The sequence below is a fragment of the Sandaracinaceae bacterium genome (assembly GCA_016706685.1).
GTDB lineage: Bacteria > Myxococcota_A > Polyangia > Polyangiales > Houyiibacteriaceae > JADJJE01.
On sequence record JADJJE010000024.1, the window covers coordinates 82,621 to 105,388 of the forward strand.

Below are 22,768 nucleotides of genomic sequence, written 5' to 3' on the forward strand. Positions count from 1 at the left end.
GAGACTCAGGGGTCGATGGTGCGCATGAGCGTGGCGGTGCCCATGGGGCCGGTGGCGCCGTTCCCGACGACCCCGACGCCGCCCGTGCCTGCGGCACCCCCTGCGCCGCCTGCGCCGCCCGTGCCCACCACCAACTGAACGCCGCTGGACGAACCGGACTGCGTGGCGCCTTCCAGCATGAGGAGCGCGATGCTGGGGCCGCCCGGGCCGCCTGCGCCGCCGCCCCCAGAGCCACCCGTGCCGCCGTTGCCACCGGTGGCGCCAGCCGGGTAGTTGCTGCTGGGCGTGATGGAGCAGAAGTTCCCGCCCAGGCCGCCGCCAGCGCCGTCACCGCCGAGCCCGCCATCCTGCCCGCCCTGACCTGCGCCGCCAGCGCCCCCGTCGGCCGCCGTGATGCGCACGTCGATGAGCGTGACCTGCGACGCCACCAGCAGGAGCCCGATGGACGCCCCGCCGCCCGCGCCACCCGCTCCACCAGCGCCGCCGCAGCCGCCCGCACCGCCACCGCCGCCCGCGCCACCAAACACGTTGATCTGGTTGCTGACGTCGCACAGGAAACCGGTAGAGCCGCCACCACCGCCACCACCGCCCGCCGCCGTGCCGCTGGTGCCGCTGCCGCCCGTGGCCGGCGCGTAGCCGTTCGCGTCGAAGCTGCCTTCGACTCCGGCGGCCCCGCCATCACCCCGCACCCCATCGGCTCCAGGCATGCCTCCTGAGCCTCCTGGCCCACCCGTGGCGCCGTTGACGCAGCCGGCTCCGCTCACGGCCTGCCCGGGGAGGCCCACGCGCGGGCCCGCCGACAGGCTGGGGAAGCCTCCTGCGCCGCCGTTGACGCACGAGCAGGCGGAGACGCCCCCCGCACCACGAGCCGGTGGAGGCGAGTCCACGTGCACCAGGCCACCGTCGCCGCCCGTGTCCCCGTCTTCGGCATCGGCGGAGCGTGCCGGCGTGGTGGGTGGCGGTGCACCAGGAGCCCCGGCGCCCGCCTCGAGGACCACTTGCTCGAGCGACACCCCGGTGGATCCCCGCACGCGCGCCGCGATGCTCGAGCCGCCCGGCGCGGTGGCGGCGTTGGCCACGAAGCGCAGCCCAGTGACCCGCGCCGATGCGCTCACGTCGTCGGCGGTGAGCGGGAGGTCCGCGCGCAGCGTGGTGATGGCGGTGGCGGTGCGCGTCCAGTCCAGCTCATAGCCACCGTGCAGGTGAACGCCCTCCACGAGCGCCACGGCTTCGAGGTAGGTGCCAGCGGCGATCAGCACGTCGTCGCGCCCGCTGTCGGCCACCGCCAACTCCATGCCCCGCTGCACGGTGCGCACCGGTGTAGCCCGCGTGCCGTCGGCCAGGTCGTCCCCCGACGGGCTCACGAAGACCGAGGCCTCAGCGGTCCCATCCACGCCGTCGCAGTCCGAGTCCGTGCGCGAGGCGTCGGGGAGGTCCACGAGACCATCCGGCACGCAGGGCAGGGGGCCCGCGTCCACGCCGGGCGTGAAGCAACGCGCGGCCGCGCCGGCTCCGACGCACCGCTGGCTGGCCGGGCAGTCGTCGTCCGACGAGCACGCGAACACACCCTCTGGGAAGTCGGGACTCAGGTCACAACCCGCTGGAGCGAGCGACACAGCGGCCAACAGCGCGACCCCATTGGCGAACCAGCGCAGCGTGACGCGCCGCATCAGAAGCTCCCCATCAGCGTCAGGTCCCCGAGCCCGATGCGCAGCGCCAGCTGCCTCTCGTTCGGGCCTCGCCGCGCGCTCCCGTCCGCGTCTTCCGGGTCGCTGAGGACCACCAGGATGACGCCGGTCACGGCTGCCGCCACGCCGACCCCGAGCGCAATCTGACCGGCATAGCCGAGCCCACGCGCCCGCTTCCCGCCGCCACGAACACCCTCGTAGTCCCTGCCGTCGGGCGCATCTTCCACCTGATTGCGCCCTCGGATGCCAAGGCCCAGCAGCAGTCCGCCGGCCGCCGCCAGCCCACTGCCGCCCGCGACCAGGGCCACGGGCAGGGGGCCCAGATCGAGGCCGCGCGGCTCCTCGGTGGTGGTCTCCGCCTGGGCTCGAACGCGCTCCTGGAGGAACACGATGCGTGCCTCCACGAAGTCACGCTCCGAGGCGTCGGGCACGGCCTCGAGATACGCGCGGTACACGTCGAGGGCGTGTTGGTCGTCGCGCATGCGCTCCGACGCCTGGGCGATGTTGTACAGCAACCCCGGGCGCCCGCTGAGGTCGTACGAGTGCTGGAACAGGTCGCGCGCCTCGGCGAACTGACCATTGGCGTAGGCGTCACGGCCTTGCTCGAAGAGCTCGCGCGCCAGGCGCTCCACCTCCGGGTCGGTTGCCGGGGCGCTCTCGGGAGCGGGGTCCTGGGTGCTTGTGGAAGTGGCCGTGGGGGGGCCGCGACGCTGTGCAGAAGCCGTGCTCGCTCCCGCCATCAGCAGCATCACCAAGCTCACCATGGGCAACGGGGGCGCACTCCAAGGCATCGCCGCCTACAGTACGCCAACCGGGAGTGGCTGCAAATCAGACAATCCGTGAGTTTGCGGCTGTGACTCTTGGAAATGTGTCGCAATGGCCTCAGTGGAGCGCGCAAGCACACATACGCACACAACCACGCCCATGTGGCACTGCGTAACAGGAGGTGCCTGGGGAGAGTCGATTGGCCAGCGAACGGTCCATGGCGGTGCATCGGCACAGCCAAATCAGGGTCATTCAAAAAGTTTACATAATATGTATTCTGCGAAGTACGAGGTGTAGGTTGAAATGTCGGGTTCGCCCTGGTGCGAGGCAGGATCATGGGTAGACAGATCGTCAGACCGGGCTTCGCAGCGCGACGCGGCCCGCCAGCTGGGCGAGCTCGTCGCCCGATGAGTTCAGTGTGGCCGCCGCAGCAACCGGCAGGCCGGGATTGGCCACGTTGTGCCGCCACACGCGGACTTTGGCCCCACGCTGGCGACCGAGAAGTCCGTGGTCCCTGCGGCTTCGAGGTGTCAGTGCCTAGGTGCGCAAGGATGACCGACCCGGCGGGGACTTCGTCTGCGGGCGATGGCATGGCGTCGAGCCGCGAGGTGGCGCAGAACGGACGAGCCGGTGTTCCGTCGCGCCGCCTGCTGCCCTTCCGCTGGCTCGACGCTGCTCATGGTCGCCAACGCGCTGAGACTGCTGGCGTACTCCTCGAGTACCGATTGACCGAGCTGGGTGGCGTTGGCCCCACAGCGAAGTTCAGCGCATGCGAACCCGTCCTTCCGCGCGTTGTCCCAGCGCGATGGGGTGCATCATAGATACAGCCATGACCGTGGGGAACGCGGCATATTGTCGCACCGCCGCCCTTGGCTGTGCCAGCGGGAGGCGTCCGTTCCGTTCGATGAAAAGCTGGTAGATGTCGCGTCCGTCGTCTCGGGTCATGGTGCACGGCGTCGGATTTGCCTTGAACCCCTTAGCGCGGCGATGGCGACAATGGCGCTCGCCAACACGAACGGGGTTCTACCCGCATCTGGCCGGAGCACGTTGCACCCATCTTCAGGAGGAGGATCGGGCGGAAGGGGTGCCAACGCCAACGAGTCGCGCGCGATGTCACCCAAGTCCCGCACGCAGAGCGACATGTTCTCCACGGACTCGGTGCAGCCGTCGGTCACAGTTACATCGCGGAAGTCGAGTAGGCTGACGAAGCTCTGTCCGCCATCGATGGAGCGCATCAGAGCCGTCGCGGTGCCTGTTTGTGGGATGGGGCAGACGTAGAGACCGCTGGCATCCTCGAGGACGCAGCTGGCGTTCAGCGTCGCGTCGCGAACAGTGATTGCGCCGCTCTCTGTGATGCGTAGAAGCCCACCTACGTCGCCCTCCGGCTCGGAGATGACCCAGACGTCGCCGTTCGCCCCCGCGTCGGCCGCGCCTCGGAGCTGGCGTCGCTCGACCATATTGGTGATCACCCCGAGAGCCGCATCCACGCGTAGGAGTCGCTCCGGGGGGCTCTCGGGTTGGCGGGTGGTGACTGTGCGTAGGTACACCCGGCTGGGGTTCGCGCTCGAGACGTGCGTGATCACCAACGTCCGCTCGCCCTCCAGGAGGGGCACACTCAGCGTCTCGAAGTTCACGCCCGCCGTCTCGCTCCAGAGCAACAAGCCGTCGGGCGTCGCGATGGGCGTGGCCCCAGGCCTGAATCCAGCCACGAACACTCGGTCCGGGTCGCTGGGCGCTACGCGCACGCTCTGCATGCGCCCCTCGACGACTTCCATGGTGAACGTCGCGCCGTCGTCGTCGCTGTGGGCGATGTAGTTGTCGGGGATGGGGTCGCCCGTGACTGCGAAGATTCGGGCGCCCGCCACCGGCAACGCGAAGACATCGGCCACGTACACGAACTGCAGCTCGTTCGTGGCACGCATCCACTCGCACCCCCCTGCGGGGCGGCGGTACAGACCTGCAATGGACCCGGCTAGTAGCGTCCCGGTCGTAGTGCGCGCCAGATTGGGGATCAGCGTCTGACCCGTGTCGCCATACGCTTGGGAACACGTCCAGCGATAGACGCCGTCGTCGCCTTCGACGACGGGGCCTCGCGTGGTGAAGAGGACGTTCTGACCGTCGATACGGAACAGTTGATTCACACCGAGGGGCCGTCCGTGCGCGGCCGCGGAAGCGGCAGGGAGCAGTATGGCCATGGCGAACGCCAGCCGAAGCCGCATGCGGCAGACCGGCCGTGGAAGCGACCCATGTCGCCCGAAGTGATGCACCTCTCTCAGTTGTTTGCTTGCAGCCAAGACGAGCCCAAATGTCAGTTGACGCTGAAGACACGCTGGGAGCCAGCTGGGCTCGCACCGTGCGCGATGCCGAGTGCTTCGAAGTAAGGCGTGCAGTCCGGGTCGTCGGCGTTCGACATGCAGCCCGGCGGTGTGTCCACCGCGTTGGTGTCGAGGTCCGTGTCCGATAGCAGTTCGGCGACGTCCAAACGGATACTGTCAGCCGCGAGATCCATGTCGGCGAGCTCTACCTCAAAGTCGTTTGTGGCGGCACAGGTGGTCACAACGCCCAAGGCGGGGTTGCCCACGCAGCCTGTGCTGCCCAGGTGGAAGCGCCAGTCTGGAAGAGCAGCGGAGGCCCCATCGATGCGGATGAACTTGTAGCCGCTCTGCCACGACCAGAACATGTCGGTGATGTTCAGCGGTGATGACGCAATGGAGGCGTCGCTGTGGTTCACCTCGGACGGAAGACCCACCGTGAAACGCACGCCGACGTAGTCGCCCTCGGGTGCGGTTCCCTCGATGACCGTGCGCGTCTCGGGGTTTCCTTCGCAGCCGACGTCATTGCTGTTGGCGAAGTCGAGGTAGGCCACGGTCTCGTGCTGAAACGGGTTCTCGTCCAGCTCGAGCGGCACTTCGTCTCCGCTAGCGTTCACGAGCCGCACATCATGCACATAGAGGCGGACATCCCGAATAGTCAGGCTCTGGTCGCCAGTCGCACCGAGGCCTGTGGCGAGCGAACCGCACACGAACGGGTCGCTGCCGAACGTCGCGTTGAACGTCAAGGTCACTGGCTGCCGCGCCGAGTCGGCATCGCAAGCGCTGAAGAGCAAGGCGGGAGTGACGAGGCCGAGTCTCATCAGCTGCAGAGCGCGAGCCGCCATGTATGCAACGCAGCGCTGTGCGAACACGTTCAGATTCGAGTCATTCATCGGTGAAGGTCCCTTCGATGTAGCTGATGGGAATGAGACCGGGGAGCGTCTCGCTTCGCGTGACACGCACGCCAGCGGCCTCGACGGCCTCGCGCAGGCTCCGAACCGTGAACCTTCGGTGTCCAGGAAACCCAGTCACGGCGAGCACGCGGGAGACGAGCCAAGAGAGCGCAGTCTCGTCATGGCAATACGTAGGCACGATGATGCGCCCGCCCGGGCGCGTGACACGCTGCAGCGCGGCGAGCGCGCCACGGAGGTCGGGAACCAGATGAAGCACGTTCGCCGCAACGACGGCGTCGAAAGTATGGGGCTCGAATCGGAGGGCGTAGAGGTCCGCCTGCTCGAAGCGCACATTGGTCAGTCCAGCATCGCCGACGCGTCGCTGGAGCGTGGCGACCATGGCTGCGGAGTAGTCAGTTGCAACGACGTCATTGGCCGCCGCCGCGAGAGCGGGCGTGACCAGGCCCGTGCCTGCCGCTACTTCGAGCACCCGAGCGACTCCGCGAACCCCTTCTCCGGCCAGCTCGACCATGCGCGGGATGGGCCTGCCGAGCAGCGCCATCGAGCGGTCGTAGTTCTTCGCGTGCGTGTCCCAGTATTTCCGCCCTTCGTCGGTCATGTTCCTCACCCTCGGTGCTTGTATGCGAGCAGCCTCAGCGCGTTTGCCACGACCACTAGAGTCGACCCTTCGTGCAGCGCGACCGCCATGCCAATGTTGGCGAAGCCAAAGATGGTCGCCGGAACCAGGAAGACCACCATCCCCAGGCTCGCCCACAGATTCTGGAGAATGACTCGGCGGGCTGCGCGACTGAGACCCACCGCGAACGGTAGCGCGCGGAGGTCATCGGCCATCAAGGCTACGTCCGCCGTCTCGAGAGCCACGTGGGAGCCACCCGCGCCCATCGCGATGCCCACCGTGGCGTTCGCCATCGCTGGTGCGTCGTTCACACCATCACCGACCATGGCCACCCGGCTCCGCGACTGAGCCAGCTCGGCGATAGCTGCGACCTTCTGCTCGGGCAGCATGTCTCCGCGCGCAACCGTGATGCCCACGTGTTTCGCGACGGCATCCGCCACCCGCTGATTGTCACCGGTGAGCATGATGGTCTGCTCGATCCCCAGCGCGTGGAGCGCGGCGACCACCTCCCGAGCGCTCTCGCGGGGAGTGTCCATCACACCGAGGACACCCAGGTAACGGGCCCCGGCCCTGACGACCATCACCGTGCGCCCTCCCCTTTCGAGCTCGTTGACCGCCTCGGCCACCTTGGGGGTGAGTTCACCGTCGAGCGCGAAGAGGCCCGGCTTGCCGATGGTCACCGGCTGCCCGCCGACCGTGCCTCGCACGCCGTAGCCGATCACAGCCTCGACGTTCGTAGCATCGTGGACGCTCAGGTTCGGCTGCCGCTCTCGCGCTCCGCGTACGATCGCGCTGGCGAGAGGATGGTCGGATTGGGCCTCGATTGCGCTGGCGATGGAGAGCAGCTCGTCCTCGGTCGCTGCATCAACCACGACCACATCCGTGAGCTTCGGCTTGCCCTCGGTGAGGGTGCCGGTCTTGTCGAACGCGATGGCCCGGATCAGCCCGAGCGACTCGAGGTGCGCTCCACCCTTCACCAGAACGCCACCGCGGGCTGCGCGCGCCACCCCGGACAGCACCGCGCTGGGGGTCGCGATGGCCAGGGCGCAGGGGCTGGCCGCTACGAGCACTGCCATGGCGCGGTAGAAGCTGGCGGTGAACGGTTCGTCGATCACCACCCAAGCGAAGAGCAACACCACCACCACGCAGAGTATGGCTGGGACGAAGATGCGCTCGAACCGCTCGGTGAACTGCTGGGTGGGGGACTGCTGTGTCTCGGCCTCAGCCACCATCTTCACGACGCGCGCCAGCGTGCTGTCACCGGCGACCTTCGTCACCACGACAGTCAACACTCCGGCACCGTTGATCGTGCCCGCGAAGACGCGGTGCTGTGCCTCGACCGCATCGCCGGCCGCCAGCGCCGCCGCGAGGTCAGGCACGGGTTGCTTGTCCGCAGGGACGCTCTCTCCGGTGATCGGTGCCTGATTCACGCTGCTGGTCCCCGCACTGACCACGCCATCGGCAGGCAGGCGTGTGTTGGGCTTCACCAAGACCCGGTCGCCCGGCACCAGCTTTGCGACTGGCACCTCTTTGGTCTCGTCGCCCTCGAGGATGAGCAGCGCGGTCTCAGGCACGAGCTCGCTGAGGGCCTCGATGGCGCTGCGAGCACGCCGCATCGCATACCCTTCGAGGGCGTGACCAAGAGTGAACAGCGAGAGGAGAAGTGCTCCCTCGAACCACTCTCCCAGAATGGCGGCCCCCGCTGCGGCGAGCAGCATCAGGGAGTCGATCTCCAACTTGCGCTCGCGCAGAGCGACCGTAACCTCCTTGAGCGAAAACCAGGCTCCCAACACGTATGCGATGACGAAGAGCGCAGTCGAGGTGTTCGCCTGGACATCGAAGCGCCCCAGCGCCCAGCCCGTACCCGTGAGCGCAGTGCAGGCGAGGCTGAAGATGAGCTCCGAGCGCTCCCCCAGCGGGCCACTGTCATGCCCGTGCTCGCCGTGGCCAGCGTGTGCCTCGTGCTTCGTCATGAAGCCGCCTCCTCCTTGCGGTAGACGAAAGCGTAAACCGTGGGCAGCACGAAGAGCGTCAGGAAGGTCGCGCTGACGAGACCTCCGATGACCACGGTGGCGAGCGGCCGTTGCACTTCTGCGCCAGCGCTGGACGACAGGGCCATGGGGATGAACCCCAGCGCAGCGACCGTCGCGGTCATCGTCACGGCGCGAAGGCGGGACTCGGCCCCCTTCTGTGCAGCTTCGAGCGGACCCGCTCCGGCTTCGCGCAGCACCTTGATCGTGGTCAGCAGCACTACTCCGTTCAGCACCGAGATTCCGAAGAGCGCGATGAAGCCAATCGCGGCGCTGATGGAGAACGGCATGCCACGTGCTGCGAGGAGGAAGATGCCTCCCACCGCGGCGAAGGGCACGTTGAGGTAGATGAGCAGCGCCGGTTTGATCTGCCCGAACGCCATGTAGAGCAGGATGAAGATCAGCGCGAGGGCCATGGGCACCGCCACCGCCAGTCGGCCGACGGCGGCGCTGAGGTTCTCGAACTGGCCGCCCCAGCGTAGGACGTAGCCAGGGGGCACGTCCACGTCGCGACGCACACGCTCCTGCGCTTCACCCACGAACGACGCGAGGTCACGTCCGCGCACATTCGTCTCCACACTGGTCCGGCGCCGCACCGCCTCGCGGCTGACGCTGGCGGGCGAGTCCACCACCTGGATGCTGGCGATCTGCCCGAGCGGGACCAGGGGACCACCCTCGCCACTCACAGGAAGGTGGCGCACTTGATCGATGTCGTCGCGCAAGGACTGCGGCACGCGCACCTGCAGCCGAAAGCGGCGCTCGCCCTCGTAGACTTCGCCCACGCCCCGGCCACCGAGAGCCTCGATGGCGTCGAGCGCGTCGCGCACCGAGATGCCGTAGCGCGACGCCGCCGCCCGGTCGATGGTGACGTCCAGCGTGGGTAGACCCGCCAGTTGCTCGCCACGCACGTCGGACGCCCCGGTCACCTCGCGGACCACGGCCTGCGTCTCCAAGCTAAGGCGCTCGAGGGTCGCGAGGTCGTCGCCATAGATGGTGATGGCCACGTCGGAGCGCGTGCCGCTGATGAGCTCGGCCATGCGCAGCTCGATGGGCTGGGAGAACGAAAAGCCCAGGCCCGGCAGCGCCTCGGTGAGCCGGGCCGACATACGCTCCACCAGTTCCTCGCGTGTGGTCGCGGTGGTCCACTCATCCTGAGGACGCAGTATGACGATGGCGTCGGACAGCTCGACGCCCATCGGGTCCGTGGCGATCTCTGCGCGTCCCGTCTTCGAGACCACGGTGACTACCTCGGGAAACTCACGTAGCACGGTTTCGAAGCGTGTGGCCCCAAGCACGCTCTCCTCGAGGGACACGCTGGGGAGCCGCAGCACCTGAATCGCGATGGCGCCCTCGTCCAGGCGCGGCACGAACTCGGCACCGAGCCGGGAGGCCACCACCCCCGAGAGCACCAGCAGCACGAGCGACACGCCCATCACCACCTTTGGGACCTTCATCAAGGGAGCCAGCGTGGCCGGATACACGCGATGCAGCAGGCGCACCACGAACGGTTCGTGCTCCTCCGTGTGCTGCCGCATGAAGGTAGCCACCAGCACGGGGACGAACGTGAGCGATGCGATGAACGCGCCGAGCAGCGCGAAGAGCACCGTGATGGCCATGGGCTTGAACATCTTTCCCTCGATGCCCGCCAGCGTGAGGATGGGGATGTAGACGATGACGATGATGGCCTCGCCGAACGTCGCGGCTTTGCGGACGCCCAGGGTGGACTGCAGCACCACTTCCGACGCTTCGGCATACGTCATGGGGCTCGCGCGCCCGCGCGCCGCCGCAGCCAGGTACACGACAGCGTTCTCGACGACGATGATCGACCCGTCGACCACGATGCCGAAGTCGATGGCCCCAAGACTCATCAGGTTGCCGCTGAGGCCCAGCGCCTTCATCGCGGTGAAGGCCACCAACATGGCAAAAGGGATCGCGGCCGCAACGATGAGCCCCCCGCGAATGCTCCCTAAGAGCAGAAAGAGGACCCCGATCACGAAGAGCGCGCCCTCGGCTAGGTTGATGCCCACCGTCCGGATCGTGCGGTTCACGAGGTCCGAGCGGTCGTAGAAGACGTCGATGCGGACACCGGGAGGCAGCGACGGCGCGATCTGCGCGATACGCGCCTTCACGTCGTCGACCACCTCGCGGCCATTCGCGCCCACCAGCATCATGACGATGCCAGTAACGATCTCGCCGCGACCATCGCGGGTCACCGCGCCCTGGCGAATGAGCGGCGCCAAGTGGACGCGACCCACGTCGCGCACGCGCACTGGGACGCCGTCTGCGCGTGTCTCGATGAGCACATCGCCGATCTCGTCGAGGCTCTGAATGCGCCCCTCGCCGCGAACCAGCAGCTGCTCGCCGGAGCGCGTGAGGTAGCCACCGCCGGCGGTGGCGTTGTTGCGCTCGAGCGCCTCGAAGAGGTCGTTCAGCGAGACGTTGAGAGCGCGCAAGCGCTCGGGGAGCACCTCCACCTCGTAGGTCTTCAGCGCACCTCCGAAGGCGTTGACCTCCACCACGCCTGGCACGGAGCGCAGCTCGTAGGCCACGAACCAGTCCAGCAGCGAGCGCAACTCCATCGGTGTGTAGCAAGCCTCGGTGTCTTCCGCGCCCTCCTCGCACATGACCTCTGCACGCACCTCGAACTGGAAGATCTCGCCGAGACCGGAGCTGAGCGGTCCCATCTCGGGAGACGCCCCCGGAGGGAGTCGCTCTGTCGCTTGAGTTAGGCGCTCGGAGATGAGCTGTCGCGCACGGAGCAGGTCGGTCCCCTCCTCGAAGACCACCGTGACCGCCGAGAGGCCGAAGCGCGACACGCTTCGAATCTGCTCGACTCCCGGGAGTCCGCTCATGGAGGACTCCACGGGGAACGTGATGGTGCGCTCCACGTCTACAGGCCCGAGCGCAGGCACATTGGTCAGCACCTGCACCTGGACATTGGTGATGTCCGGCACGGCGTCGATCGGGAGATCGTATGCGCTGCGGGCACCCACCGCGGCCACGATGACGACGAACGCAAAGACGAGGAGGCGCCACTGGAGACAGAACTCTAGGAGTTTCTTCATGGCTTTTCCTCAGTGAGCGTGACCGGCAGACAGCTCGCCGCTCTCGACCGCGCTCTTCAGCGTGAACGCCCCGCTCACAGCCAGCTCGGCCCCCTCCTCGAGGCCCGAGCGCACCTCGATGAGACCACCTGCGCGCCGACCGAGAGCGACGGGCTGGACCTCGAAGCTATTGGGCTCATGTCCCACTAGGAAGACCACCGTCTGCCCGTCCAGTGTCGCAATCGCCTCGACGGGCACCACCAGCGGGCGCTCGTCCGCGCTACCGCCCAGCAGCTCGATGCTGCCGTAGAGCCCGCTGCGCAGGCGCGCATCAGGCGTCACGAGGGTCACCCGTACGGGGAGGGAGCGTGTTGCTTCGTCGAGTGCAGGCGCCACGTAGGTGACGGTCCCGGACATCACGAGGTCCGGAAAGGCATGGATTCGTACCAAGACCGCAGCGCCCGTGGAAACTTGGCTGATCTCGAGTTCGGGTACGTTCCCACGGACGAAGACGCGGAGCGGGTCGGTGACGATGAACACCGGCTGTTCGGGCGTGGCCGTCTCCCCCAGGGTCCCATGCAGAGCGACCACCACACCATCGATCGGGGAGACCAGGGACAGCTCGCCAGCTCGCCCCGAACCGAACACGGATAACTGTCGCTGCAGGCCCTCCACCTCCGCCCGCAGCTCGCCCACTTGTGCCTCGGCGCCGATGAGTTCGCGTTGCGCACCAATTCCCTCGGACGCGAGCTGCTGCTGGCGGCGCAACGTCGCCTCTGCGGCGGTGAGCCGGGTGCGCGCCTGGTTGAGACTTGCGCGTGCTGTGGAGACGTCGATGGAGGCCACGACACCGAGCACCTGTCCCCGGCGGACGGCGTCCCCGAGTGCAACGGACACCGCCGTGATCCGGCCGGGAGCGAGGGGGCTCACGTGAGCGATGCTGCTGGGCTCGAACTGAACCTCGGCAGGGATTGCCACACCTCCCCGCAACGCCCTGCGCTCGGCCCGCCCGACGCGTATCCCGGCGCGCTCCTGCGCCTCGGGTGACACGTGCACTTCGCCCTCGTGCGCTCCGCTCTCTTCCCCCTCCGTCTCGTCGTGTGCTCCGCTCTCCTCCCCGTCATGCCCCGCGCCCTCCTCGCCGTGCCCCTCACCTTCATCGTGGGCCTCGCCCTCGTGGTGTTCGTGCTCGTCTTCCGCTGTCCCGGAGCAACCGACTGCCCAGAGCGCACTGAGAATGATCAACGACTTGGTTCGGTTCATGGCGTGGCCCCATCGTGTTGTTCGTCGTTCCAGAGCTCCACACCAACGACCCGCTCGAGCCACGCCGACATGACGAAGTAGTCGAGCTGGGCCGAGAGAGCGTCGCTCTGGATGCGGAGGAAACGCTCGCGCCCGGTCGACAGCGACAGAATGTCGATCTCACCCAGCTCGAACGAGCGCCGGAGAAGGGTCAGATTGTCTTCGAAACGCGGCAGGATCTCGGTCCCGTACGCGAGCGCGCGAAGTGCGGCGGCCGTGGTCGCGCTGTGCGCCTCGGCGATTTGACCGTCCAGAAGGTCGAGCGTGGCCTGCAGCTCAGCTTCGGCGACCACTACCTCTGCGCGCGCCATCGCGCGAGCACCCTGGTTGGTCTGGAAGCTGGGAATCGGCACCGAAACCACACCCATGATGATGTCGAATGCCCCGGCACGCGTGGGGCTCCCCTCACGGTTGTACTGGACGCCGACTGTAGGGCGAGGCCAAGCCTCCCGGTCGGCAACGGCGACGCGCGCGACGGCGGTGCGGACCCGGGCACGACCTGCAACCACGCTCGGCACGCGCTCGCGCGCTCGCGCCTGTAGCTGCGCGAGGGGCGGAGGTTCGGTGGGGGACTCCGCATGTCCAACGGGTTCGGGCGGGGTGGTGACTGGCCAGCCCGACAGCTGCGCGAGGCGGATGCACGAGGCGGCGTATGCCTGCTGCGCCGCGACCAACTGCTGCTGCGCCTGGGCCACCTCGGCCTGCGCGAGTCGCAGTGCGAGCGGCGCCTCCGAGCCAGCTGCTATCTGGCGTTCCACCACCCGCAGGATGTCGGTTTGGAACGCGACCACGCGCTCGGCAAGCCTCGCTCGTTCACGCTCGACGAGCGCGCGATGAAAAGCCGCGTGGACGTCTGCATGCACGAACCAGCGCACCTGGTCGATCTCGGCCTCCGTCTGGGTGCGGAAGTGCTGGGATGCCTCGACCCGGAGCCCGCGCTCGCCACCGATCTGGATCTCCTGCATGAGTGACACCTGCACGTCTACTCCGGTGCCCACCTCACCGAAGCGAGGCCCCACGTAGACCGTGATCTCCGGGTTCGACGGCATCCGTGGCGCCGCCGCGACAGCGGACGCGTCGGCGCGAGCCCGCGTGCTGCGAGCAGCGCGCAAGACTGGCGCGTTGGCGTCGGCAAACTCCAGGATTTGAGGGAGCGTGACGGGCTCAGATCCCGGTTGTGCGGCAACGGCACAGGGTTGGCCGCTCACGAGCGCCAGCAGGATAAGGGCCGTGTGGCTACTACGTCGGGTAGTAGGTTTCGGCGTGTCGATGGGGACGGGGAGTCGCATGGATCATTCACCTCACGAAGTAGTGGACCGCGTGCTCGCTGCCTGCGTGCAGGGCGTCGAGCGCAGTCGAGCCGATCTGGCCAGGAAGGACGACCGCGAGCACGAGCAACAGGAGCACGCTGGGCCCCGCCGCAGGGCCGCTATCGCAGCAGCGCGTTGGCAGCCGCTCCGAAAATGCCATCAGCATTCGAATACGAAATGTGAGCAGGACGGCATCGCGAGCGCCAAGCGCAACCAACTCCCGCGGGCTCGGACGCGCAGCCTGCAGGATGGCTTGGGCTAGCGGCAACGGCGACGATCCGCGAATCACAGCCTCGCGGTCACAATGCGCCTCCCGAGCGGCGTACCAGCGAGCGACGTGCGGCTCGAGCAGCCGGCGCCCCAGCGGATTGACCGCCTGGGTGGCCCTCAACACCATGTACCGCAGGGGATCGAGCGAGCGTACGTGTTCGCTCTCGTGACCGAGCGCGCTCGCCAGCATCTCATCCGACAGTCTGGCAGCGAACTCCATGCCCACGAACACACATGGGCGAAGGAGGCCGTGCGTCCCGATGGCGAAGTCAGGCACGCTGGTGGCGCGTACCCGACCGCAAAGATGGTTGAGAGCGGCGTGGCCCTTGAAGATTCGGTCGAGACGCTCGTTCAGCGCGCGAGTCACATCGGGGGACGCCGTTGGCGGCGCAACGTGCTCGCGCCAGGCTGGCCAAGCCAACAGGATGGTCAGGCAAAACAGGGCCAGAAAGAAGAAGGTCGTTTCGACGCACTCCTCGGAGGCGCCATGGTCCAAGAGGCATACGAGCGCCGAACCGCCCGACCACACCTGATGCAGCCCTGCCGACAAGAACCACACGATGGGCAGTACGCTGGCACCAGTGAGGAGCACGTAGCGCAGGTCGAGACCGTGAAGGGCCGCACCACGTTCACCTTGCTCCAACTGCCACAGCACGCCCTTGGCGAGAAGTGAGCACACGGGCAGTAGGCACATCAGCACGAAGGCTGCTCCCAAGACCGGAAACGCGGCCTCGGTCACGAACCGAGCTCCTCACGACGCTGCCGGATAAGTTGCTCTAGAGCGTCGAGCTCTCCTGCCGAAGCCTCGGACACCTTGTCTACCAGCATCGCCATCGCTGTCTGGCCACCGACGGCTTCATCGAGGACTGTCCAAGCGGTCGATTCCAAGAACTGCTCGCGTGTGAGCTTCGGCGAGTAGAGGTACCGTCGACCGTCGCGCACGCGATCGAGCACGCCCTTGTCGTGCAACCGGGCGACGGTGGTCATGACCGTGGTGTAGGCAATCTCGCGCCGCTTCTCGAGCTCGGCAAGCACTTCGCTCACGGCGAAAGACGTCAGCCGCTTGCTCCAGACGACCTCCATGATGACCGCTTCGAGGTCGTGGAGACGCAGCTCGATGCCGCGTTTGCCGGGGCGGATACGGAACGACATGGAGAGTCCTACAGCAACAGGTTGACTTACTAGGTTGGATAGTAGGTTCTGACAATTGGTCTGTCAACGGGGGTGCGCCGTTCGCCTTGCATGCATGATGCACTCATCATATGAAGCGGGCATCAGGTGATGAACACATGACGGACACCTTGTTTCCGGCTGATCTGGCGGTCGAACGCGCCGTTGACCTGCTCGCGGTGATGGCCCATCCCGTGCGTCTCGCCGTGCTTTCGTGGCTCCACCGACGCGGTCCCGCTTCGGTCGGCGAGCTCGTAGAGGCCTTCTCCGTCGAGCAGAGCGCGATGTCCCACCACCTGCGGCAGCTTCGGGAAGCGCGCCTCGTCCTGACCGAGCGGAAAGGCAAGCGCGTGATGTACCAGCTCCAGGACGACCACGTGGGCTGCATCGTCGAGGACGCCATACGCCACGCGGCCGAGGGGCCGACCCACTCTGCCGAGGAGGAACGATGAGCCAGGAAAACGAAGCCTGCGGCTGCGGGACCGCGTGCGAGCCAGAGGCGGCCGGTTCTACCGTGAGCTCGAAGGTGGCACCGCCCACGCGGCCGGCGGCGCAGCCGACCCTCACGACGTCGCCCGCCGACATCGCCATCGACTTCAAGATCCACGGGATGGACTGCGCCGAGGAGGTCGGGGTGCTCCGGCGCGCCTTGAACCCGCTGGTGCCGGAGGAGTCGTTGGAGTTCGATCCACTAAACGGTCGGATGCGCGTCCGCGCGGACGTGCCCGCTGCTGACATCATCCGTGCTGTCTCCGCGACGGGGATGCGCGCGGAGCCGTGGGTCGAGCCGAAGAGCACGGTCCCCGAGGCAGCCCACCCCTGGGGCCTGCGCGACACGCTCGCGGCCGCCAGCGGGATCGGGACGGCGCTCGGGTTCGGGCTGCATGTAGCCCTCGCCGGCGTGTCCGCTGCGATCGGCTCCGAGGGTGCTGGGCTCGCCGAGGCCGTCCCGTGGTCGGCCCGCGCCGCGTACGCCGTCGCCATCGGCGCGGGGCTCTGGATCGTGCTCCCCAAGGCCTGGTACGCGGCGCGAACGCTCCGCCCCGATATGAACCTCCTCATGGCGATCGCCGTGGCGGGGGCCCTGTCCCTCGGCGAGTGGTTCGAGGCGGCGACCGTCTCCTTCCTCTTCGCGTTGTCGCTCGCGCTCGAGGCCTGGAGCGTAGGCCGCGCGCGCAGGTCCGTGGCCGCGCTCCTTCGGCTGGCCCCGGAGCGGGCGCGGATCGTCCAGGAGGGCGTCGAAGTCGAGGTCGAGCCCGCTGCGGTGTCCCCGGGCACCGTCGTCTACGTGCGGCCGGGAGAGCGGTTTCCCCTCGACGGACGCGTCCATGCCGGCCGGAGCGAGGTGAACCAGGCGCCCATCACCGGAGAGAGCGTGCCCGTCTCGAAACAAGCGGGCGACGAGGTCTTCGCGGGCACCATCAACGGCGGCGGCGCGCTGGAGATCGTCTCCACGAAGGCTGCTTCGGACACGACGCTCGCGCGCATCGTACGGATGGTCGCGGACAGCCAGGCGAAGCGCTCCGAGTCGGAGCAGTGGGTGGATCGCTTCGCCCGCGTCTACACACCCGTGGTGCTCGCGCTGGCGATCGCCGTCGCGTTGGTCCCGCCGCTACTCCTCGGAGGGGCCTGGGACGTCTGGATCTACCGAGCGCTCGTCCTCCTCGTCATCGGCTGTCCGTGCGCGCTCGTCATCGCCACACCCGTCAGCATCGTTGCGGCGCTCGCTGCGGCGGCCAGCCACGGCGTCCTGCTCAAGGGAGGCCGGCTCGTGGAGATTCCGGCCTCGCTGAAGGTGCTCGCGGTCGACAAGACCGGGACCCTCACCGAGGGGCGCCCGCGCGTGGTCGAGGTGGTCCCCCTCAACGGCCACGACGAGCGCAGCCTCCTCGCCCGCGCGGCTGCGGTCGAGGCGCGCTCCGAGCACCCGATCGCGATGGCGGTCCTCGACCACGCGCGGAGCCTCGGCATCACACCCGTGGCCGCGAGCGACGTGCGCTCTGTAGCCGGCAGGGGTGCCGAGGGAACGATCGAGGGGCGCACGTTCTGGCTCGGCTCCCACAGGTGGCTGGAGGAGCGCGGCCAAGAAACCCCGGAGGTCCATGCACGTCTCGTTGCCATGTCCTCTGCGGGTTGCACGGTCGTCGTGGTGGGGAACGACGACCATGTGTGCGGCCTGCTCGGCGTGGCCGACGCCGTACGCCCGGATGCGGCGGCGGCAGTCGCCGCGCTCAAGCGCGAGATCGGGCACATCGTCGTGCTCACGGGCGACAACCGTGCGACTGCGGAAGCGGTGGCTGGTGCGGTCGGCATCGAGGACGTGCGCGCCGAGCTCCTCCCTGCCGACAAGGTCCGCGAGGTCGAGGCCCTGGAGCGCCAGTACGGCGCCATCGCGATGGTCGGCGACGGCGTGAACGACGCCCCTGCGTTGGCGCGCGCCTCCTTCGGTATCGCGATGGGCGTGGCAGGCACCGACGTCGCTATCGAGACCGCCGACGTGGCCCTCATGGGGGACGACCTCCGCAAGATCGCGTGGCTCGTCCGGCACTCCCGTCGCACGCTCCGGGTCATCCGCGCCAACGCCGCGTTCGCCCTCGGGATCAAGGCGCTGTTCGTCGTGCTCACGTTCGCCGGGGTAGCGTCGCTCTGGGGAGCGATCGCCGCGGACATGGGGGCCTCGCTCCTCGTGGTATTCAACGCCCTCCGGCTGTTGCGGTCACCCGAGGCCGGGATTGGCCGCCACGAAGGTGGTACGCTGGTCTCTCGTGACGTCCAGGGGGCCCGATGACTTGGCGGCAGCGTGGTCACTTTGCAGACGGGATCGGGACGATCTCGCGTTTGGGATCGTCGAGCTGTGGCTGCGTGCGTCGTCGAGTGCCTCGTGTGAGCTTCCCCTTGGCCGTGATGGTCGCGAGGTGCAGCGGTCCGTAGTGGATGCGCAACTCTCCTTCGGAGCTCTCTTCCAGTCCCACAGGCTCACCTCGCAGCGCGGCGGACACGAAGAGGTCCTCGTCTCCCAGTCGTATCGAACCGTCTCGGCGGACGCGGTGCACGAGCCAGTCAGCTGGGTACTCGGGTGACTCGAGCTTCCTCGGATAGGTCCGGTTGGACGGTTCGTAGAACGTGTCCGGCGTGCTCATTCCGAGCGCCTCATGGGGCCGCTCGCTGTTGTACTCGTGGCGAAAGTGGTCGAAGACGCGCTGCTGCGAGTGGATGCCGCGGCCGATGGCAGCTGAACCAATGGCGTCTGCCTTCAGCGTTCGGTGCATCCGCTCGTGTCGACCGTTCTGCGTGGGCTTGCCGCGCTCGATGCGCTCAGGCTGGATGCCGAGCTTCACCCACCACACGGAGAGCGCGCTGACGCCGTACACGCCGGAGAACGGCGTGCCGTTGTCGGTCCGCAGTGTCGTCGGGAGACCAAACTCCACGAAGGCCGCGTCGAACACTTCGCGCGAAGCCAGCATGTCGGGATGCTCGAGCGCGGTGCAGCGCAGCAGGTAGCGGCTGTAGCCGTCCGTGATCGTCAGCGGGTAGCACTTGTGTCCGGCCTTGAGTCGGAACCAGCCCTTGAAGTCCGCGCTCCACACGGCGTTGGGGACGTCCTGGGCGCTAAGACCGTCGTTGAATTCGCCCGGTCGCGCCCTCTTTCGCGCGGGCCGAATGCAGCCCTCCTTGCGCAGAATCACGCCGATGGTGCTCGGTGCCGGGGGTGAGTAGCCCTTCCCCCTTAGCCACGCATGCAGCTTCTTGGGGCCCCACGTCGGGTGCGCTCGACGCGTCGCGACAAGCATCTCCACCATCACCGGGTCCGTGCTGTGGGGGTGAGATTGCCAGCGGCGAGAGCGATCGTGCAGGGCCGCTGTGCCTCCTTGCTCAAAGCGCTCCCACCACTTGTACCCAGTCTTTCGACTCACCCCGAAGGCTCTGCAGAGCTCAGCCATCGACTCGTGCTCGCCCCTCAGCTTCGCCTCGATGAAGCGGCTTCGTTCGTTCATTATAGATGTCACTTCCCACGGCATCTCGCGATCCTCGCGAGGCGCCGTGCAGGTGTCACCCATCAAGCCGGATAGCCCTGTCACCCATCAAGCCGGTTCGTACAAGGCGTTTTATAGAAATGTCGGGTCCCCGGAGGTCGGAGGATCGCGCGCATGTCTGCCGCCTACCTGACCATGAGCCACCGAGAATTGGATCGCAGCGAGGTTATGCACCGGCTGCTGGAACGTCATCGATCGGCGCCTGTCGCAGCGCGACGCGGCCCGCCAGCTCGGCGTGACCGCGCGCACGGTGCGACGTCTGTGCCGGGCCTATGAGGCGCACGGGCCTGCTGGCCTCGTCTCCCAGAGCCGTGGCCGACGCAGCAACCGGCATCGACGAGCCTGCCGTGGTGAACTCATCCAGGTGAGCTCATCCAGATCGACGGGAGCGACCACAACTGGTTCGAGGACCGTGCTCCGCGAGCCGTCTCCTGCTGGTGTTCGTCGACGACGCGACGAGCGAGCTCATGGAGGTGCGCTTCGTCGAAGGCGAGACCACCTTTGGGTACTTCGAGTGCGTGCAGCGCTACCTCCAGCAGCATGGCCGGCCGGTCGCGTTCTACAGCGACAAGGCGAGCATCTTCCGAGTGAATCTCAAGGACCATGGCGGCACGGGCCTGACGCAGTTCGGGCGCGCCATGCAGGACCTGAACATCGACGTCCTGTGCGCCAACTCCGCACCCGCCAAGGGCCGCGTCGAGCGCGCCAACAGGACGCTGCAGGACCGACTCGTGAAGGAGCTGAGACTCCAGGGCATCAGCGACATCGTCGCGGCGAACGACTTCCTCGATGCTCACTTCCGAGATGCCTTCAACCGACGCTTTGCCTGCGCTCCTGAGAGCGACCTCGACGCTCACCGCCCTCTCCTGCTCACCGCGCCACGATGGGCAAGCACGTCATGCTCTACGAGGAGGACGCAGGGATGGTGACCATCCGCACCGAAGCCGGCGAACCAGGGCAAGTCCGGCCACATCAGCGTTGACCTCCGGCGAGCTCGGCGCATAGCCTCGTCGCACAGAAGGTGGGTGCGATGAGTGAGCAAGAGGACGACGAGCTTCTGGAGGCGCTGCAAGCGCCCGGCTGGCGTCGCTACCTTTCGGGGCCCGCGGCCGTCGCGCTGGTGTGCGCCGCGCTGCCATTTGGCCTCACGCTCGACCTGAACGGCCTACGACCCATCTCTCTGATCGCTGGCGGCGTCGGCGCTCTGGCCGCGTTTGTTGGCTTCGCGCTCGCGGCCCGCTCCCGAAATTGGGGGGCCGCCGCGGTGAACGCGCTGCTGCTCCTCGTGTGCGTTGGGCACGTGCTGACCGGAGGCGTCGTCAATCTGGGGTTCGACGCGGACGCAGCAGCGCGCGCGCTCGTCGCCGAACAAGGCATCGCCATCGAGAGCTGGACACCGCCCGGTGACGAAGGGGACAACGACTACTCCTTCACGGGGACGCGCGACGGAACGTTCTGCATGGGGTTCGCGTCGGTCACACCCAACTCGTCGAACCACAGCGTGAGCTGCGGCCTGCCGTTCCCGCCGGCCCAGCAAGAGGCGCGCTGCGCCGATGGTGACGCGGACGCCTGCTTCAACGCGTCACGCCGCTACGCGAGCGACGCGGATGCCCCCGATGCCGCCGCGATGCAGCGCTTCGAACAGCGCGCCTGCGAGCTGGGCTCTAAGTCGGGGTGCCTCAACGCGGGCCTCCACCTCCGAGACGCCGCTGGCTCCGAGTCCAGCGCGGCGCTGGGGGGGACCATGTGGGCGCGCGGGTGCGAGCTTGGTGACGCGCGCTGCTGCGCCGCCTACGGCGAGCTGCTGCGCGCTGGCACCGGCGTCGCTCAAGACCAGGCGCGGGCCGTGAGCTTTTTCCGAAGGGGCTGCGACGGGGGCGCCGCGGTCGGCTGCGTCAACCTCGGGTCCGCGCTGCGCTTGGGGCGAGGTGTTGAGATGGACCTACCCGCGTCGGCAGCCAGCTACCATCGCGCGTGCGAGCTGCACGACGCCGTTGGCTGCTTGAACGAGCAAGAAAACCAGCTCTTGGGGCGAGGTGTCCCCATCGCCACCGAGCCTGCGCTGACTCAGCTACGGGCCGCATGCTCCGAGGGCAACGCCGGTGTGTGTGGCTTTATCGGGGTGACTCTGCACGAGGGGACCGCGGAGCTCCCCATGGACCGGGCGGCCGCGTTCGGCTTCATGCAGTCGGCGTGCGAGGGAGGCAACAGCGACGGGTGTCACAACGTTGGCGTCTACCAAAGGGGCGGCCTGGGTGGACAGCCCCGCGACCCGGCGGCCGCACGCGCGTCGTTCCAACGCGCGTGCGAGCTGGGCCACCAAGGCGCATGTGAGTTGGTCGCGGCAGCGCGCTGACTTTGGTCGCGCGCATGAGCATCTCCTAGCTCTTCACCGCTCGCCGGTCGCTCGTCCACTGTAGAACTCATCCGCGCAGCCGCTGTTGGGCGCGACGGCGTACCCGAGGTTGAGAGCACCTGCTGAGAGGAAGAGCGAACCGATGGCCAGCAAGATGACGGGCGACTTCAGCGACGGGAGCGGGTGTGCGTTGGCCACCTCCATGGGGAACGGGGCCTCCTCCTCGGGAGGCTGCTGCTGCGCCGATGCGCGCGCGGGCGGCGTGAGAAGGCCCAGCGTCAGCGCAGCCACGACCCTGGGCGGCGAGAAAGATGCGTTGACACTCGCGTGCGATGACGATCCTTGGTTCCCCGTTGGGAATAGTGAGTGTCCTGTGCCGAACAGTGGCATCGGTGACGTATTCACGGGCTGCAGCTGGCGCGGGGCTCGCACAGCATGTCCATGGAGGTGAGGTCCGCCACGGGCATGGGGTCGAAGGGCACGCAGCGCTCGCCGGGGTCACAGACGTGGAAGCCGGAGCAAGGGGGCACGATGGGGCAAATGATGTGGTCGTACCAGGCGGTGGCTCCGTCGCAGGCGCTGGAGGCGCCGGTGCAGTACTGGACTTCGAACTCGGGGACGGCCGTGCCACCGCAGACCCCAGTGCAGACGTTGCGCACGCGTGTGGCTTCGAGCGGCCCCTGGCAGCGATAGGTCGCGGGGCGGAAGCCGCAGGCGTCATCGCAGCACGGCTCACTCTCAGGGCAGGCGCAGTCGGCGTCCACGCTGCCTGAGTCCACGCTGCCTGAGTCCACGCTGCCTGCGTCCCGTAGGCCGGCGCCTTGGTCGCTCTCCTGGCCACCGTCGGGGGTGTTGGTGCCGCTGTCGTCGGCGCGTGTCTGTGGCGACGAACCGCATCCCGCAGTAGCAACACACAACACCACAAGAAGCGTCCCCGTCCTAGTCATGCCAGATAGT

General features: G+C 67.8%; 17 protein-coding genes and 1 pseudogene. 4 read left to right on the forward strand and 14 right to left on the reverse strand.

The annotated features are described in order from the left end of the window. Nucleotides 1–5 precede the first annotated feature (5 nt). The 11 genes from IPI43_24905 to IPI43_24955 form a co-directional block, all read right to left on the reverse strand. Entirely contained in the window at nucleotides 6–1,670 is a 1,665-nt protein-coding gene (locus tag IPI43_24905; protein ID MBK7777327.1) for a hypothetical protein, read from the reverse strand. Further along, nucleotides 1,670–2,320 carry a hypothetical protein gene (locus IPI43_24910; GenBank protein MBK7777328.1) on the reverse strand — a complete coding sequence of 217 codons (651 nt, stop codon included), beginning with the start codon at nucleotides 2,318–2,320 and terminating at the stop codon, nucleotides 1,670–1,672. The genes IPI43_24905 and IPI43_24910 overlap by 1 nt, the downstream gene beginning before the upstream one ends. Nucleotides 2,321–3,394: 1,074 nt before the next feature. Beyond that, a complete protein-coding gene (locus tag IPI43_24915; protein MBK7777329.1) occupies nucleotides 3,395–4,648 on the reverse strand; it encodes a hypothetical protein in 1,254 nt (417 codons plus the stop codon). A 113-nt stretch (nucleotides 4,649–4,761) separates the two neighbouring features. Beyond that, nucleotides 4,762–5,637 carry a metallo-mystery pair system four-Cys motif protein gene (locus tag IPI43_24920; GenBank protein MBK7777330.1) on the reverse strand — a complete coding sequence of 292 codons (876 nt, stop codon included), beginning with the start codon at nucleotides 5,635–5,637 and terminating at the stop codon, nucleotides 4,762–4,764. A 13-nt stretch (nucleotides 5,638–5,650) separates the two neighbouring features. Further along, nucleotides 5,651–6,277, reverse strand: coding sequence for a methyltransferase domain-containing protein (locus IPI43_24925; protein MBK7777331.1), 627 nt, complete (start codon nucleotides 6,275–6,277; stop codon nucleotides 5,651–5,653). Nucleotides 6,278–6,282: 5 nt separating this feature from the next. After that, a complete protein-coding gene (locus IPI43_24930) occupies nucleotides 6,283–8,268 on the reverse strand; it encodes a heavy metal translocating P-type ATPase (GenBank protein ID MBK7777332.1) in 1,986 nt (661 codons plus the stop codon). Next, a complete protein-coding gene (locus tag IPI43_24935) occupies nucleotides 8,265–11,390 on the reverse strand; it encodes an efflux RND transporter permease subunit (GenBank protein MBK7777333.1) in 3,126 nt (1,041 codons plus the stop codon). The genes IPI43_24930 and IPI43_24935 overlap by 4 nt, the downstream gene beginning before the upstream one ends. A 9-nt stretch (nucleotides 11,391–11,399) precedes the next feature. Continuing rightward, the gene (locus IPI43_24940; protein MBK7777334.1) at nucleotides 11,400–12,632 is read right to left on the reverse strand and encodes an efflux RND transporter periplasmic adaptor subunit; all 1,233 of its coding nucleotides are present in this window, start codon (nucleotides 12,630–12,632) and stop codon (nucleotides 11,400–11,402) included. Continuing rightward, on the reverse strand, nucleotides 12,629–13,879 hold the full coding sequence (locus tag IPI43_24945; protein ID MBK7777335.1) for a TolC family protein: 1,251 nt from the start codon (nucleotides 13,877–13,879) through the stop codon (nucleotides 12,629–12,631). The genes IPI43_24940 and IPI43_24945 overlap by 4 nt, the downstream gene beginning before the upstream one ends. Nucleotides 13,880–13,967: 88 nt before the next feature. After that, nucleotides 13,968–14,990, reverse strand: a complete 1,023-nt coding sequence (locus IPI43_24950) for a hypothetical protein (protein MBK7777336.1) — start codon at nucleotides 14,988–14,990, stop codon at nucleotides 13,968–13,970. Further along, the gene (locus tag IPI43_24955) at nucleotides 14,987–15,403 is read right to left on the reverse strand and encodes a BlaI/MecI/CopY family transcriptional regulator (GenBank protein MBK7777337.1); all 417 of its coding nucleotides are present in this window, start codon (nucleotides 15,401–15,403) and stop codon (nucleotides 14,987–14,989) included. The genes IPI43_24950 and IPI43_24955 overlap by 4 nt, the downstream gene beginning before the upstream one ends. Before the next feature lie 137 nt (nucleotides 15,404–15,540). Here IPI43_24955 and IPI43_24960 point away from each other — a divergent pair, with 137 nt between their 5' ends. After that, a complete protein-coding gene (locus IPI43_24960) occupies nucleotides 15,541–15,873 on the forward strand; it encodes a helix-turn-helix transcriptional regulator (protein ID MBK7777338.1) in 333 nt (110 codons plus the stop codon). Next, nucleotides 15,870–18,209 carry a heavy metal translocating P-type ATPase gene (locus tag IPI43_24965; GenBank protein MBK7777339.1) on the forward strand — a complete coding sequence of 780 codons (2,340 nt, stop codon included), beginning with the start codon at nucleotides 15,870–15,872 and terminating at the stop codon, nucleotides 18,207–18,209. The genes IPI43_24960 and IPI43_24965 overlap by 4 nt, the downstream gene beginning before the upstream one ends. Before the next feature lie 100 nt (nucleotides 18,210–18,309). Here the strand turns inward: IPI43_24965 and IPI43_24970 are convergent. Beyond that, nucleotides 18,310–19,440, reverse strand: a pseudogene (locus IPI43_24970) (transposase). A gap of 250 nt (nucleotides 19,441–19,690) precedes the next feature. Between IPI43_24970 and IPI43_24975 the strand changes: the two are divergent. Together IPI43_24975 and IPI43_24980 are read left to right on the forward strand one after the other, a co-directional pair. Beyond that, nucleotides 19,691–20,293, forward strand: a complete 603-nt coding sequence (locus IPI43_24975; GenBank protein ID MBK7777340.1) for a hypothetical protein — start codon at nucleotides 19,691–19,693, stop codon at nucleotides 20,291–20,293. A gap of 192 nt (nucleotides 20,294–20,485) precedes the next feature. Beyond that, on the forward strand, nucleotides 20,486–21,811 hold the full coding sequence (locus IPI43_24980; GenBank protein ID MBK7777341.1) for a sel1 repeat family protein: 1,326 nt from the start codon (nucleotides 20,486–20,488) through the stop codon (nucleotides 21,809–21,811). A gap of 33 nt (nucleotides 21,812–21,844) precedes the next feature. Here the strand turns inward: IPI43_24980 and IPI43_24985 are convergent, their stop codons facing one another. Further along, nucleotides 21,845–22,102: a hypothetical protein gene (locus IPI43_24985; GenBank protein MBK7777342.1), complete on the reverse strand. Its 258-nt coding sequence runs from the start codon at nucleotides 22,100–22,102 to the stop codon at nucleotides 21,845–21,847. Between the two features lie 110 nt (nucleotides 22,103–22,212). Then, nucleotides 22,213–22,758 carry a hypothetical protein gene (locus IPI43_24990; GenBank protein ID MBK7777343.1) on the reverse strand — a complete coding sequence of 182 codons (546 nt, stop codon included), beginning with the start codon at nucleotides 22,756–22,758 and terminating at the stop codon, nucleotides 22,213–22,215. Nucleotides 22,759–22,768 lie beyond the last annotated feature (10 nt).